This window comes from Lentzea roselyniae (assembly GCF_039537795.1).
GTDB classification, from domain to species: domain Bacteria; phylum Actinomycetota; class Actinomycetes; order Mycobacteriales; family Pseudonocardiaceae; genus Lentzea; species Lentzea atacamensis.
The window spans coordinates 43,880-57,744 of the sequence record NZ_BAABBE010000028.1 but is presented as its reverse complement, the minus strand read 5'-3'; the positions used below and the strand labels follow the sequence as shown (position 1 = coordinate 57,744).

Below are 13,865 nucleotides of genomic sequence, written 5' to 3'. Positions count from 1 at the left end.
CCGCCAAAGGGGCGGGGAGAAAACGCACGAGCCGTGCCCTTGTACGAGGAGGTGGCATGGCCGTGTCGACAGCGGCGTTCAACGAGGGCAGGGTCCCCCAGCGGGGCCGCCCTCGCGACGCCAGCAGGGACGACGCATTACGTCAGGCAGCGCTCGAGGTGATGGCCGAGGTCGGGTACCGGGCCCTCACCATGGACGCCGTGGCAGCACGCGCCCGCGCGGGCAAGGCCACGATCTACCGGCGGTGGGAGTCGAAGCTCGATCTCGTGATCGACACGTGCACCCAGCTCGCCACGCAGAACCTCGCGGCACCGGACACCGGCTCACTCGCCGGCGACCTGCGCGAGTTCCTCTCGTCGTTCGCCGCGTTCCTCTCCGGACCGATCGGCAAGGCAGCCCAGGCACTCGTCGGCGAACTGCCGCACGAGCCAGAGCTGGCGTCGGCGTTCCGGGAGACGTTCCTGATCTCGCAACGCGACGTGCTGCGCGGAATCCTCGACCGCGCCGCCGAACGGGGCGAGCTCAAGGCGGACGCCCCGCGCGGCATGGCGGTCGAGATCGCGGGCGCCGCGCTGATCTACCGGCTGATGCTCACCGGCGACCCGCTCGACGAGCCGTTCGTGGAGAAGGTCGTCGAGCAGGTCCTCTTACCGTTGGTGCGGGTGCCCTAGCGGAACAGCTTGCGGACCAGCGCGAAGCCGACCACGGCGCCGACCGCGATCAGCGTGTACTTGACCTTGGGCTGGCTCAGCACGTCGAGCACGGACGACTTGCCCTGCTCGACGAGCTTCTGCGGGTTCGCCCGCTCGCTGAGCTCGTCCAGGGTGGCGGCCAGCGCGGTGCGAGCCTGTTCGATCTCGCGCTGGATGGTGTCGGGATCGCGAGCCACATGTCCTCCTAGCAGCGGTTCTGGCGCCAACCGTAGTGGACGGCCGGTGCTGGAGGATTGAGCGACCCGAGAGAGCGAGTACATGGAAGCGCTATAGGCTTCCACGTGAGGGGTCGTAGCCCAATTGGCAGAGGCACTGGGTTTAGGTCCCAGCCAGTGGGGGTTCGAGTCCCCCCGACCTCACTCGATGATGGGTAAGCCCTGCTCGCGGAGGGCGCTCGCCTGGTCATCTCGTCGTGTCTTGTGGGGGCCGAGCCCCCACACCCCCAGCCGGCGGGCTCCGCCCCCGGACCCCCGGAGCCGGTCCGCGCGTTCAGTGATTCGCCGCAGCACCGGTCCGCGCGTTCAGCGGTTCACCGCAGGCCACTCCGCCCCGTCGGCGATCCGCCAGAGAGCTGGTCCGCCCGTTCAGCGAGCCGCCGAAGAGCTGGCCGCGCGTCCAGCGATTTGTCGCACCCCTGACTCCCGCCCCGCCCCGGACCCCGAACAGGTCCGCGCGTTCAGTGATTCGCCGCAGCGCTGGTCCGCGCGTTCAGTGACTCCCCGCCCCACCCCGGACCCCGAGCCGGTCCGCGTTCAGTGATCGCCGCAGCGCCGGTCCGCGCGTTCAGCGGTTCACCGCAGGCCACTCCGCCCCGTCGGCGATCCACCGGAGAGCTGGTCCGCGCGTTCAGCGACTCGCCGCAACGCAGGTCTGCGTGGTCAGCGGTTCGCCGCGCCCCGGCTCTCGGCCCACTCGGCGATCTGGGCGCGTGTCGTGAGGTCCAGCTTCTGCCGGACCCGCTGCAGGTGCGTCTCGACCATCCGTTGCGAGATCCGCAACTCCGCCCCGATGCCCGCGTTGGTGCGCCCCGCCGCCACCAGCGCCACGACCTGCCGCTCGCGTTCGCTGAGCTCCTGGGGCTCGGCCCGGTCCGCCAGCGCGTAGGCCACGGCCTGCTCGCGGGTCATCTCCCTGCCCTCGGCCAGGCAGGTGTCCACGCCGCGCAACGCGACCCGTGACGCCCGCACGACTTCGATGACCTCCGACTGCCACACCAGGTCGTCCGCGAACGCGCCCTCCCGCAGGCACGAGGCCGCGCCGACCAGCCGCAGGGCCCGTCGCGGGTCGCCACGCCGATGCGCGATCAGGGCCAGGCCCTCCAGCACGTCCGCGACCCAGAACCCCGACCGGCACGACCGCAGCGACTCCAGGAACGACTCCGCGGCCTCGTCGACCCGGCCGCGTTGCAACGCGCGCACGCCGACGGTGTGCAGGAAGACCGACAGCCGGCGCGGTGAGGCCAGCCGCCGGTACACGGGCAGGACGTCGGCGATCAGCGCGTCGGCGAACTCCACGTCGCCCGCGCGGAGTGCCGACCACGCCAGGTTGTGCTCGATGATCGCCAGGTCCAGCGGGTCCGCGGCAGGCGCGAGCAGCGCGATGGCCTCCTCGTAGTACTTGCGGGCCTCGCCGTTGCGTTCGGCGCGAACGTACTCGCCGGCCAGCGCGTTGAGCGCCTGGGCGAGCAGCACCGGCTCCCCCAGCTCGCGGCCGAGCGTCACCGCCTCCTCGGCCCAGGCCACGCCGGCGTTGTGCTCGGTGCCCGCGAGATAAGCGAGGTGGCACAACGCGAGGCAGCGCACCGCCGGGTCTGCCACCGAGTCGCGCACCGCCGCGTCCAGCAACGCCCGGCCCCGCGAGACGTGGCCCTGGTCGCGCCACGCGGTGGCGAGCATCGTGGCGAGCTGCAGGTGTTCCGGATCCCCGGCACGGCCGGCCCAGTCGACGGCGCACCCCAGGGTGGCGCACTCGACGATCAGCGGGTCGACGACCTCGGGTGAGCTGAAGACCGTCGAGGTGAAACTGGGCCAGCGACCCGCGAACGAGTGCGCGACCCTCGCCATCACCTCGTCCGGGTCCGCGAGCTTTTCCCTGCCGTACAACCGGACCGACTCGAGCTGCTCGAACCGGCCGGCACCGGAGAACGTCAGCAGCGACTTGGCCACGAGCGCGGACAGCAGCGCCAGCACCCGGTCCGCGGGCAGGTCGCACGCGGCCACCGCGACGTCCAGCCCGAAGCCACCCGGCAACGGCGAGAGGCAGCGGAACGCGTGCTGCTCCTCGGCGCTGAGGTGGTCGTAGCTCCACTCGATCGCGGCGCGCAGGCTCTGGTGGCGTTCGGCGGCCGTGCGGTTGCCTCGGTTGAGCAGCTCCAGCCGGTCGTCCAGACGCGCCAGCAGTTCCGGCACCGGCAGCACCGTGACGAGCCGTGCGGCGAGCTCGATGGCGAGCGGCAGGCGGTCCAGGCGCGCGCACAACGTGGTCAGCGCGGCCCGGTCGTCGAGCCGCAGGCCGAGCTGGCTGGCCCGCGCGCGGTCGGCGAACAGCTCCACCGCGCAGGTGATCTGCAACGGCTGCACCGGGAACAGCACCTCGCCCGGCACCCGCAGCGGTTCGCGGCTCGTCGCGACGACCCGGATTCCGGGGCAGCCGAGCAGCAGCGGCTCCAGCAGCGCCGCGCACTCCGCCGCGACGTGCTCGCAGTTGTCCAGCACCAGCACCATCGTCCGGCTCGCCAGCGCGTGCACGAGGGTGCTCAGCACGGGTTCGCGAGTGACCTCGCCGATGCCCAGAGCAGTCGCGCACGCCAGCGCCACCTGGCTGGAGACCGAGGCGAGCTCGACCCATTCCACTCCGGCACGGCCACCGGTGAACTCCTTGGCCAGCCTGGTCTTCCCGACTCCCGCCGGACCGACGAGGGTCAGCACGCGGGCGTCGGTGAACCTCGTGAGGCGGTCGAGCTCGTCGTCCCGGCCGATGAAGCTGTCCAGTGCGGTGACCGGCTCGTTCGCGCGTTGCCGGTAGGCCCGCTGACGGCAGGCGTTCGAGCAGTACCGCGCGTGTCGGCGCCGGGAGGTGGCGGTCGCGGCGCCGCAGGTCGCACACATCCCCACCTGTTCGGCCATCGGACGCATCGTAGTCAAACGATTACAGGGCAGAAAGGCCTTTCCGGAACGTTGTGGACCAATTGCTCTTGAGCGCGTATACATCGGATCTGTCGCCGCCGCGACCGAGGTTGTGGGAGGACTGGACATGCGGTTGTCTACCGTGCGACGGCGCGCGGCGGGAGCACTGGTCATTGCACTGGCAGGAGGCCTCACAAGCCCAGTGGCATCAGCAAAAACCGACGTTTGGCCGAAGGCGGTCGTCCAGCTGGCGAACGGCGTGCCGACGCTGTCGGTGACCCGAGGCGGCACCACCGTGCTGGAGCCGAGCCCACTGGGCCTGGTGACGGAAAGAGCGGATCTTTCCGGTGGACTGAAGTTGACCGGCCGTTCCGAGCGGCGCGTGGTCGAGCACTACACCGCGTCGTCGGGCAAGCAACGGCAGCGCATGGTGACCCACAAGGAAGAGCGCTACTCGTTCGCCGGCGCGGCCCGTCTTGATCTTGTCGTACGCACGGCGCGGGACGGCGTCGCGTACCGGTACGAGCTGCCGGCCGGGCTGGGCAACGTGCTGCGCGAGACGTCGGCGTTCGTGGTGCCGTCGTCCTCCACGGCGTGGATCGCGAAGTACCGGCGTGACTACGAGAACCCGTTCGTGGAAACCGGTGCGGCCACCGCGGAGACCGCGGAGTACCTGCATCCGGCGCTGTTCGAGACGAACGGGGTGTACTCGCTGCTCACGGAGTCCGCCGTGGACGGTCGCCACTCGGGCGCGCGGCTCGCGCACACCGCGGGTGCCGGCGTCTATTCGATCAAGTACTGGGACGCGCAGGTGCTCGTCGACGGACCGTGGCAGTCGCCGTGGCGCACCGCGGTCATCGGGTCGCTGGCTGACGTGTCCACGTCGACGTTCGTGGACGACCTGGCACCGCGTTCCCAGGTGCGCGACACGTCGTGGATCAAGCCCGGCAAGGTGTTCTGGAGCTGGCTCGCCGGCGGCCGGGAAGCCGGGCAGAGCCTCGCGATGCAGAAGCGGTACGTGGACTACGCGGCTCAGCACGGCTGGCCGTACGCGCTGGTGGACGCAGGCTGGTACTTCGACCCGAACTGGGACTACGACCCGACGTGGGAACAGACTTCGTGGATCCCGTCCCTGGTCTCCTACGCGCGCGCTCGTGGCGTGAAGATCCATCTGTGGATCCACTACGACGAGCTCGACACGCCCGCTGAGAGCGCTGCCAGGCTGGCACTGTTCGAGAAGTGGGGCATCGCGGGCGTGAAGATCGACTTCATGGACTCCGACGGCCAGGACCGCTACCGCTGGTACGACCGGATTCTCGCGGAGACGGCCGCCCACAAGTTGCTGGTCAACTTCCACGGCTCGACGATCCCGCACGGCATTCACCGCACATGGCCGCACGTCATGACGATGGAAGCTGTGCACGGTGGCGAGAAGTCCTCGGGTCTCACGGGGACACACCTGACTGCTTTGCCGTTCACACGCGGTGTCGTCGGTGGCATGGACTACACGCCGTTGGCTTGGCACCGTCCGTCCCGCACGACGTCCGACGCACACGAGCTGGCTCTGACCGTGATCTACGAGTCGGGTCTCGCGAACCTGGCCGGGCGTCCGGAGGACTACGCGGCGCGGCCCGTCGCCGAGCGGTTCGTCGACCAGGTGCCGACCGCGTGGGACGAGACCCGGTTGTTGTCCGGCCGTCCTGCCGACCACTCGGTGTTCGCGCGGCGGTCCGGTGATCGGTGGTTCATCGGTGGCGGCTACTCGGGTGCCGCTCGCACGGTTTCGGTGCCTTTCACGCTGCCGTCCGGGCGCTGGCTGGTGGAGATCACGCGGGACGGTCCCGCCGGTCTGGTGCGCGAGTCACGGACCGTGCGGTCAGGAGACGTGCTGACGCTGGACGTGGCTGCCAACGGCGGTTTCGCGGCCATCGCCTGCCGGGCGGGGTCGCGCACGTGTGAGCGGCCGGTTTCCACGGTGCCCTCCGCTTCGGTTTCGGCCTCAGCGCGTGGTTTCACGGTGACCGGGCTGTTCACGTCGCGTGAGGACGTGCGAAACGTCGTGCTGGCACCGCGCGTGCCCGCCGGGTGGTCGGTGCAGGGGCCTGCGGTCTCGGCCCGTGTCGTGCGGCCCGGCCAGGCGTTGTCCGGCTCGTGGACCGTCGTGCCGCCCGCGCAGCCCTCGTCCTACGGCTACTTCGACATCCCGGTGGTCGCGTCCTTCAACCGGGGCGTGGAGGCCGAGCAGACCGCTCGGGTGCATCTGGTCCGGCCGCTTCCGGACGGCTGGACGTACCTTTCGGACCGGCAGTGGGCGTCCGCCACCGGTGGTGACGGGCCGGTCGAGAAGGACATCACCAACGGCGGCACTGCTGCTGGTGACGGCCGCGGCATCGCCATCCGCCGCACGACGTTCGGCAAGGGACTCGGCACGCACGCGTCGTCAGAGATCACTTACTCGTTGGGCTCGCGCTGCAGCGGCTTCGCCGCTTCGGTGGGCGTGGACGACGAGGCGGGTCTGGACGTGGCCAGGCAACGCGCCGGCGGCACGGTGTCGTTCCAGGTTCTCGGCGACGGCGTGGTGCTGGCCGACACCGGCGTGCTCGGCGTGCGCACCCCGGCACGAGACCTGTCCGTGGACGTGACTGGCGTGAGCACTCTCACCCTGCGCGTTCTCGACGGCGGCGACGGCACCCAGAACGACCACGCTTCCTGGGCCGACGCAAGGATTCGCTGCTCGTAGCAAGGGTTTTCCCGGAGTCGGGGTGGGGCTACCCCCACCCCGACTCTGCGGATCACCCCGATGTCGTCTCAGTTGGGCGTCCGTAACTTGGATCGCATGAACTTGGTCAACTGGGTCACCGACCTGATGCAGACGGCCGGCGCACCTGGAGCGGCCTTGGCCATCGCGCTGGAGAACCTGTTCCCGCCACTGCCCAGCGAGGTCTTCCTGCCGCTGGCCGGTTTCACCGCGGCCCAGGGCAAGATGGGGTTGTTCGACGCGATCCTCTGGACCACCTTCGGCTCCGTCGCGGGCGCGCTGGTGCTGTACTGGATCGGCGCCATGCTCGGCCGGGACCGCGTCCGGCGCATCGCGACGCGCATGCCGCTGGTGCGGGTGTCCGACGTGGACAGGACCGAGGCGTGGTTCCTGCGCAACGGCTACCGCGCCGTGTTCTTCGGCCGGATGATCCCGGTGTTCCGCAGCCTGATCTCGATCCCGGCCGGCATCGAACGGATGCGGATGGGCCCGTTCCTCGCCTACACCGCGGCGGGCAGCCTGTTGTGGAACACCGCCCTGATCCTCGCGGGCTACCTCCTGGGCGACAACTGGCACCTGGTCGAGCAGTACGTCGGAATCGGCTCGAAGGTCGTGCTGGGCCTGGCGGTCGTCGCGCTGGGGATCTTCGTGGTCACGCGGCTTTCGCGCCGTCGAGATGCCGCATCAGCTCGCGAACAGCACTCCGACCAGCTCGGTTAGCCCCGATGGTGCTCGCCGACGGCCCGTAGCCCACGAGGTGGATGCGCGGATCTGACACCACACGGGTGCCGTCGACCCGGATGCCACCACCAGGCGCACGGAGGTGCAGCGGCGCGAGGTGGTCGAGATCGTGCCGGAATCCGGTGGCCCACAGGATGATGTCGGCGTCGTAGTGCTCTGAGCCCCACGCGACACCGGTCGGCGTGATCCGGTCGAACATGGGCTTGCGGTCCAGCACCCCGGACGCGATGGCGGCGCGCGTCTGCTCGTTGAGCGCCAGTCCGGTCACGCTCACGACGCTGCGCGGGATCAGCCCCTTGCGGACGCGTTCGTCGACCATGCCGACGACCCAGCGGCCGTAGTCCTCGGTGAACGGGCCTTCGCGCCACACCGGTTCGTGCCGCGTGACCCAGCGCGTATCGGCGGCCAGCGGGGCGAGGTCCATGAGCAGCTGGGTGGCGGAGGCACCACCGCCCACCACCACGACCCGCCTGCCCGCGAACTCCCCGGGTCCCTGGTAGTCGGCGGTGTGCAGCTGACGGCCCCGGAACGTCTCCTGGCCCGGGTAGTACGGCCAGAACGGGCGGCGCCACGTGCCGGTCGCGTTGATCAGGCCGCGCGTGGTCCACACGCCGTCGGTGGTCTCGACCTTCAGCAGCGCGCCGTCGTCGACCACCTGCGTCACGTTCACCGGGCGGATCACCGGCAGGTCGAAGAGCTGTTCGTAGCGGGCGAAGTAGGACGGAATCGCCTCGTTGGCCCGCTCGTCCGGCGAGGGCTGCTCGAACGGCATGCCGGGCAGCTCGTGGATGCCGTGCACGGTGCGCATGCGCAGGCTCGGCCAGCGGTGCAGCCACGCGCCGCCGGGAGCGTCGTTCGCGTCCAGCACGACGTGGTCGACGTTGCGCCGACGCAGGAAGTAGGACGCGGACAGGCCCGCCTGTCCGGCGCCGATCACCACCACATCCGTCACACCAAGGTCAACCGAAAGCGGGCGCCGGTCCTTCTCAGGGTGTGACCCACGGATCATTCGCCGATAGCGTCCACGATCGTGCACCTACTTCTGACGATGGCCTTGCTCGCGACGCCGGTTCCCACGACAACAGCGTCCTACGCGGTCTACGACCGGATCACGCACACGCTGACCGGCCGGGACGTGCACAAGCCGATCAGATCCGCCTCGCTGGTGAAGATCCTGATCGCCATCGAACAGCTGGAGACGCGTGGCGACGACCCGCGGATCGAGCCGATGTTGCGCGCGAGCGACGACTACGCGGCGAGCGAGCTGTGGGTGGAGAACGGCTGGGAGCAGGTCGTCGTCCGCACGGCCGAACGCCTCGGGCTCAAGGACACGCGACCGCCGGAGAGGCGCGGCATGTGGGGCTACACGGCCGTGAGCGCCTACGACGTCGTGAAGATCTACAGGTACGTGCTCGAGGACGCGAAGCCGAAGGTCCGGCGCACGATCATGGGACACCTGCAGAGGGCGGAGAAGTGCGCCTCGGACGGTTTCGACCAGTCGTTCGGGCTGCCCTCCGCCACCTGGAGGCCCGCGTTCAAGCAGGGCTGGTCCGGTTTCGGCGACCCGGTGAAGCCGTGCGTCGACAGGCCGCGCCCGCGCGTGCAGTGGGACCTGGACCTGAAGTCGCCGGCCATGCACACCTCGGGGACGTGCCTGTTCAGCATCGTCGCCGTCCTGACCCTGCATCCCGAGGGCACGACGTACGAACAGGCCGCGAAACGAGTTACCCGCGTCACGGAAGAAGTCACCAAGTATCGGTGTTGATCGATATATGAGCCGACTGAGTGAGATCCCTCTTTCCGTTCTCGACCTCGCCCCGATCACATCGGGATCGGACGCGACGACCGCGCTGCGGAACTCCAGGGAACTCGCTCAGCAGGCAGAACGGCTCGGCTACCACCGCTACTGGTTCGCGGAGCACCACAACATGCCCGGCATCGCGTCCTCCGCGCCCGCCGTGCTGATCGGGCACATCGCCGACGCCACGTCGACGATCCGCGTCGGCTCCGGCGGCGTGATGCTGCCCAACCACGCGCCGCTCGTGGTCGCGGAGCAGTTCGGGATGCTCGAAGCGCTGCACCCCGGCCGCATCGACCTCGGCATCGGCCGCGCGCCCGGCACGGACCAGAAGACGGCACGGGCGCTGCGGCGCACCGAGGCAGGGCTGTCCGCGGAGAACTTCCCGCAGGAGCTGACCGAGCTCATCAAGTACTTCGAGGGCACCGCCGAGCTCAACGCCGTGCCCGCCGCGGGCAACAAGCCGCCGATCTGGCTGCTCGGCTCGTCCGGCTACAGCGCGCAGGCCGCGGGGCTGCTGGGCCTGCCGTTCGCGTTCGCCCACCACTTCAGCGCGCAGAACACGTTGCCGGCGCTGGAGCTGTACCGGAAGCACTTCCGTCCGTCCGAGGTGCTGTCGGAGCCGTACGCGATGGTGTGCGCCTCGGTGATCGTCGCGGACACCGACGAGCACGCCCGCTGGATCGCCGGTCCGGGGGCGCTCTCGTTCGTGCGGCTGCGCCAGGGCCGTCCAGGACCGCTGTCGACGCCGGAGGAGGCCGCGGCCTTCCCCTACACCGAGATCGACGAGCTGGTGATCGAGGACCGCATGTCCACCCAGATCATCGGCTCCCCCGAAACGGTCCGCGCCGGACTCGACGAGTTGATGGAGTCGACGGCCGCCGACGAGCTCATGGTGACGACCATCGTGCACGGCCATGAGGACCGTCTCCGTTCGTTCGAATTGCTCAGCGAGGTGGCCGAACGGACGCCGTCGCTCGACCGTTCAGCGGCACATACGTGAGTCGGCCAGGCGTGAGCTTCACGTTTCGTACGACTGACGCTGGTCTGAACGGGTGATAAACGGCTCCGCTTGTAGCGCCAGACACACCCTGCGCGATGATCGGTGTGAGCGCGCACGCCCCCCGACGCGCTCCCTAGCTTCACCAAGTGACGGCGTGGGGCAGGCGCACTGTGTGGCGCCGCCCACGCCGCCCATCACGAGACGGCCACGGCCTGGCACCAGGTCCGCTTCAAGGCCTCTTTTCGGTCCCCGCCACCCCTGCGACACCGTCACAGTTGACGGGAGTCGTCAACACCCACCGCCGGGGTGGGAAAGGGGAGTTCGTGAAGTTCGCCAAATCGGCCGCGGGCCTGTGCCTGCTGCTGGCCGTGGCGGGATGTGCGGGCCCCAGTGTCGCCGTCACCCCGAACGAGAGCCTGACGGTGGAACAGCGAGCCGAGACGCCCAGCGCATCCGGCGCCGCCGCGTTCGGCACGCAGCGCGTGTGGGCCTCAGGTCTCTCCGTCGTCGTGTCCGCACCCCGCTCGCTGGCGCCGTCCGCGACGGCCATCCCACCCGCCAAGCGCACCGCGGTCTTCACGATCACGGTCTACAACGGCTCCAAGGCCTCCTACCGCCCGTCCCAGCTGGCCGTGCGCGCCACGGCCGACGGCAACCCGGCCTCCGAGCTGGTCGACTCCGTGCAGGGCCTCAACGGCCTGGCCGCGGCGGTGGCCGAGCTCCCGCCGGGCCGCGACACCCAGATCCAGCTGGCGTTCGCGGTGTCCGAACTGCCGGTGCAGATGCAGCTGACCATCCAACCCGGTGGACAGGGCCAGGACGCGGCGACCGTCTTCGAGGGCCAGGCCTAGTGCCGCGGTAGTCGGCCTTTGCCCCGTGTTCGGCGGTCAGACGGCCGCTGAGCGGTGAAGACGCGGCGAAGGCTGGCTGTCACGGCACTAGTCTTTCCGGCATGACCAGTCGTCTCGAACCTGGAGACACCGCGCCCGCCTTCACGCTGCCCGACAGCGAGGGCAAGCCGGTGTCCCTGTCCGACTACCTCGGCAAGTCCGTGGTCGTGTACTTCTACCCGGCCGCGAGCACGCCGGGCTGCACCAAGCAGGCGTGCGACTTCCGCGACAGCCTCGCCCAGCTGAACGACCTCGGCTACGCCGTGGTCGGCATCTCCCCCGACAAGCAGGAGAAGCTGGCCAAGTTCCGCGACGCCGAGGGCCTGACCTTCCCGCTGCTCGGCGACCCGGACAAGGAGGTCCTGGTCGAGTGGGGCGCCTTCGGCGAGAAGCAGAACTACGGCCGCACCGTCCAGGGCGTGATCCGCTCGACGTTCCTCGTCGGCCCCGACGGCAAGATCGTCAAGGCCATGTACAACGTGCGCGCCACCGGCCACGTCGCGAAGCTGCTGCGCGAACTCCCCGCCTGATTTTCTCCGGTCGCCGCCGTTGTGGTTGCGGCGGCGACCCCTTTCTGAGGTATGGTCGGGTGGAGGGCGTGCAACAAAGCCGCCCCTGTTCCGGTGAGGGTGATACACCGTGTGTCGCTTGACGGCACCTCGCGGCCCCGACATCCCGTCTGATTTCGTTCTGCGTGTCCACTTCCCCACGCGCGGCGGTTGACCTGGGCTTTTAAGCCCCGTCCTCCGTTCGTCTACAAACACGTATGCCCTGCGCTGCGTGCATTTCGTGCTGGGAAAATTCAATGCTCAAGTGGATATTGCTGACCGTCGCCGTGGGCGCGGAGGTTTTCGCAACCCTTTGTCTCAAGTACTCCGACGGCTTCACAAAACCGTGGCCGGTCATAGGTCTGGGCGCAGGCTTCCTGACCGCCCTCTACCTGGAGTCGGTGGTGATCCGGATGGGCCTGCCGGTCGCCATCACCTACGCGATCTGGGCGGGCGCCGGCATCGCCCTGGTGGCGCTGACGAGCCGCGTGCTGTTCGCCGACCCGCTGAACCTCGCCATGCTCGCCGGCATGGCGCTGATCGCGGCCGGCGTCTGCGTTGTGTCCGTTGCGTCCCACGCGCAGGCGGCCACCGTCTAATCTCGTTTGGGTGCACTTCGAGATCGCCGCCGTCTCCCAGCTCGGTCAGTCGGTGGCGATGCGCGCCGCCACCGAGCCTTTGACGCACTCGCCAGACTCCCGCCTGTGGAGACCTTCAGATCGTCAACATGAAGGCGGGCAACGATCTCGGCGAGCTACCCGAACTATCCGGCGTCGGCACTCTCTGCCTTCGAAGCAACGCCACTATCGACCTGCGCGCAATCGCGGGAAAGTCTTTGCGGCTCGACTGAACCGGGAGCAGCGCCACATCGGGCTCGAGGACTCGGGGCCGATGTGATGATCAACTGGGTCGGCTAGACCAGCTTGCGTAGGTGCGGGACCAGCAGCTTGAGGGCGCGACCCCGGTGCGACTCCGCGTCCTTCTGCTCGGCGGTCATCTCGGCCGACGTGATCTCGTACCCCTCGGGCACGAAGATCGGGTCGTAGCCGAACCCGTTGGTACCGCGCCGCTCCCGCAGCAACGTCCCGCGCCACTCGCCACGCACGACGACCTCCTCGCCGCCGGGCACAACGAGAGCGACCACCGACACGAAGGCGGCACCACGGCGCTCGTCCGGCACGTCACCGAGCTGGCCGAGCAGCAGGTCCAGGTTGGCGTCGTCGTCGCCGTGCTTCCCGGACCACCGGGCGGACAGCACACCCGGCATGCCGTTCAGCTCGTCGACCGCGAGCCCGGAGTCGTCCGCAACGGACACCAAACCGGTCGCGGCGGCGGCGTCACGGGCCTTGGCCAGTGCGTTGCCCTCGAAGTCGGGCGCGGTCTCGGGCGCCTCTGGGAACTCGGGCACGTCCGACAAGGACAGCACCTCGATGCCCACCAGGCCCTCGGCGGCCACGATGCGCTGCAGTTCGCGAAGCTTCTTGGCGTTGCGCGAGGCCAGCAACAGCTTCATCGCCTGCCCGCCTTGGGCTCGGGCAGCACGCCGGGGTAGGGCTGAGCCAGCGCGGCGGCCTGGAGGCGGTTCAGCTCGGCGCACCCGAGCAGCGCCACGTCCAGCATGCGGTCCAAAGTGGACCGGGCGAAGGTCGCGCCCTCACCGGTGCCCTGCACCTCGATCAGCGTGCCGGCGTCGGTGGCGACGACGTTCATGTCGACCTCGGCCCGCGAGTCCTCCTCGTAGGGCAGGTCGAGACGCACCCGGCCGTCCACGACACCGACCGACACGGCGGACACCGCGCAGGACAGCGGCGACGGGTCGGCCAGGCGGCCCGCGGCGCCCAGGTACGTCACGGCGTCGGCCAGGGCCACGTAGGCACCCGTGATCGCGGCGGTGCGGGTGCCGCCGTCGGCCTGGATGACGTCGCAGTCGATGACGATGGTGTTCTCGCCCAGCGCCGCCAGGTCGATGCAGGCGCGCAGAGACCGGCCGATGAGGCGGGAGATCTCGTGGGTGCGGCCGCCGATGCGGCCCTTCACGGACTCGCGGTCGCTGCGGCTGTGCGTGGCTGAGGGGAGCATCGCGTACTCGGCGGTCACCCAGCCGAGGCCGGAGCCCTGCCGCCAGCGGGGGACGCCTTCGGTGACACTCGCGGCGCACAGCACGCGGGTGTTCCCGAACTCGATCAGGACCGAGCCCGCGGGCCAGGTCTGATATCCACGCGTGATCCGGATGTCACGCAACACGTCGTCGTTTCGGCCGTCGCTTCGCACCACGCCGCCTACCCTAAT

At 69.7% G+C, this 13,865-nt stretch carries 13 protein-coding genes and 1 tRNA gene; 9 read left to right on the top strand and 5 right to left on the bottom strand.

Going from position 1 to position 13,865, the window contains the following annotated elements; all coding sequences use genetic code 11:
- Window positions 1-56: 56 nt before the first annotated feature.
- Window positions 57-671 carry a TetR/AcrR family transcriptional regulator gene (locus ABFX45_RS35905; RefSeq protein ID WP_233440066.1) on the top strand — a complete coding sequence of 205 codons (615 nt, stop codon included), beginning with the start codon at window positions 57-59 and terminating at the stop codon, window positions 669-671.
- On the opposite strand, the gene ABFX45_RS35900 is transcribed toward ABFX45_RS35905, so the two are convergent.
- Entirely contained in the window at window positions 668-889 is a 222-nt protein-coding gene (locus ABFX45_RS35900) for a DUF3618 domain-containing protein (RefSeq protein WP_030469566.1), read from the bottom strand. The genes ABFX45_RS35905 and ABFX45_RS35900 overlap by 4 nt on opposite strands.
- A 109-nt stretch (window positions 890-998) precedes the next feature.
- Here ABFX45_RS35900 and ABFX45_RS35895 point away from each other — a divergent pair.
- A tRNA-Leu gene (locus ABFX45_RS35895) sits at window positions 999-1,072 on the top strand.
- Between the two features lie 519 nt (window positions 1,073-1,591).
- Here ABFX45_RS35895 and ABFX45_RS35890 read toward each other — a convergent pair.
- Complete coding sequence (locus ABFX45_RS35890; RefSeq protein ID WP_109640057.1) at window positions 1,592-3,838, bottom strand: ATP-binding protein; 2,247 nt, start codon at window positions 3,836-3,838, stop codon at window positions 1,592-1,594.
- Between the two features lie 202 nt (window positions 3,839-4,040).
- Here ABFX45_RS35890 and ABFX45_RS35885 point away from each other — a divergent pair, with 202 nt between their 5' ends.
- Together ABFX45_RS35885 and ABFX45_RS35880 are read left to right on the top strand one after the other, a co-directional pair.
- Window positions 4,041-6,578, top strand: a complete 2,538-nt coding sequence (locus ABFX45_RS35885) for an NPCBM/NEW2 domain-containing protein (RefSeq protein ID WP_346134950.1) — start codon at window positions 4,041-4,043, stop codon at window positions 6,576-6,578.
- Between the two features lie 96 nt (window positions 6,579-6,674).
- Window positions 6,675-7,316, top strand: coding sequence for a DedA family protein (locus tag ABFX45_RS35880; RefSeq protein ID WP_233440065.1), 642 nt, complete (start codon window positions 6,675-6,677; stop codon window positions 7,314-7,316).
- Here the strand turns inward: ABFX45_RS35880 and ABFX45_RS35875 are convergent.
- Complete coding sequence (locus tag ABFX45_RS35875) at window positions 7,249-8,346, bottom strand: NAD(P)-binding domain-containing protein (RefSeq protein ID WP_346134948.1); 1,098 nt, start codon at window positions 8,344-8,346, stop codon at window positions 7,249-7,251. The genes ABFX45_RS35880 and ABFX45_RS35875 overlap by 68 nt on opposite strands.
- A 21-nt stretch (window positions 8,347-8,367) precedes the next feature.
- Between ABFX45_RS35875 and ABFX45_RS35870 the strand changes: the two genes are divergently transcribed.
- The 5 genes from ABFX45_RS35870 (at window position 8,368) to ABFX45_RS35850 (ending at window position 12,175) form a co-directional block, all read left to right on the top strand.
- Entirely contained in the window at window positions 8,368-9,102 is a 735-nt protein-coding gene (locus ABFX45_RS35870) for a hypothetical protein (protein WP_233440064.1), read from the top strand.
- A 7-nt stretch (window positions 9,103-9,109) separates the two neighbouring features.
- Window positions 9,110-10,138 carry an LLM class flavin-dependent oxidoreductase gene (locus ABFX45_RS35865; protein ID WP_109640053.1) on the top strand — a complete coding sequence of 343 codons (1,029 nt, stop codon included), beginning with the start codon at window positions 9,110-9,112 and terminating at the stop codon, window positions 10,136-10,138.
- Between the two features lie 323 nt (window positions 10,139-10,461).
- Window positions 10,462-10,989, top strand: coding sequence for a hypothetical protein (locus ABFX45_RS35860; protein ID WP_109640052.1), 528 nt, complete (start codon window positions 10,462-10,464; stop codon window positions 10,987-10,989).
- Window positions 10,990-11,090: 101 nt separating this feature from the next.
- Entirely contained in the window at window positions 11,091-11,558 is a 468-nt protein-coding gene (gene bcp, locus ABFX45_RS35855) for a thioredoxin-dependent thiol peroxidase (protein ID WP_109640051.1), read from the top strand.
- A gap of 275 nt (window positions 11,559-11,833) precedes the next feature.
- Window positions 11,834-12,175, top strand: a complete 342-nt coding sequence (locus ABFX45_RS35850) for a DMT family transporter (RefSeq protein ID WP_109640050.1) — start codon at window positions 11,834-11,836, stop codon at window positions 12,173-12,175.
- A 314-nt stretch (window positions 12,176-12,489) separates the two neighbouring features.
- On the opposite strand, the gene rdgB is transcribed toward ABFX45_RS35850, so the two are convergent.
- Entirely contained in the window at window positions 12,490-13,089 is a 600-nt protein-coding gene (gene rdgB / locus ABFX45_RS35845) for an RdgB/HAM1 family non-canonical purine NTP pyrophosphatase (RefSeq protein WP_346134943.1), read from the bottom strand.
- The gene (rph, locus tag ABFX45_RS35840; protein ID WP_109640048.1) at window positions 13,086-13,850 is read right to left on the bottom strand and encodes a ribonuclease PH; all 765 of its coding nucleotides are present in this window, start codon (window positions 13,848-13,850) and stop codon (window positions 13,086-13,088) included. The genes rdgB and rph overlap by 4 nt, the downstream gene beginning before the upstream one ends.
- Window positions 13,851-13,865: the final 15 nt, after the last annotated feature.

Excerpts from the sequence above, each read along its gene's own strand:
- ABFX45_RS35880 (WP_233440065.1), top strand. The coding sequence starts at position 6,675 with ATGAACTTGGTCAACTGGGTCACCGACCTGATGCAGACGGCCGGCGCA.
- ABFX45_RS35905 (WP_233440066.1), top strand. The coding sequence starts at position 57 with ATGGCCGTGTCGACAGCGGCGTTCAACGAGGGCAGGGTCCCCCAGCGG.
- ABFX45_RS35875 (WP_346134948.1), bottom strand. The coding sequence starts at position 8,346 with ATGATCCGTGGGTCACACCCTGAGAAGGACCGGCGCCCGCTTTCGGTT.
- ABFX45_RS35850 (WP_109640050.1), top strand. The coding sequence starts at position 11,834 with ATGCTCAAGTGGATATTGCTGACCGTCGCCGTGGGCGCGGAGGTTTTC.
- ABFX45_RS35865 (WP_109640053.1), top strand. The coding sequence starts at position 9,110 with ATGAGCCGACTGAGTGAGATCCCTCTTTCCGTTCTCGACCTCGCCCCG.
- ABFX45_RS35890 (WP_109640057.1), bottom strand. The coding sequence starts at position 3,838 with ATGGCCGAACAGGTGGGGATGTGTGCGACCTGCGGCGCCGCGACCGCC.
- rdgB (WP_346134943.1), bottom strand. The coding sequence starts at position 13,089 with ATGAAGCTGTTGCTGGCCTCGCGCAACGCCAAGAAGCTTCGCGAACTG.
- bcp (WP_109640051.1), top strand. The coding sequence starts at position 11,091 with ATGACCAGTCGTCTCGAACCTGGAGACACCGCGCCCGCCTTCACGCTG.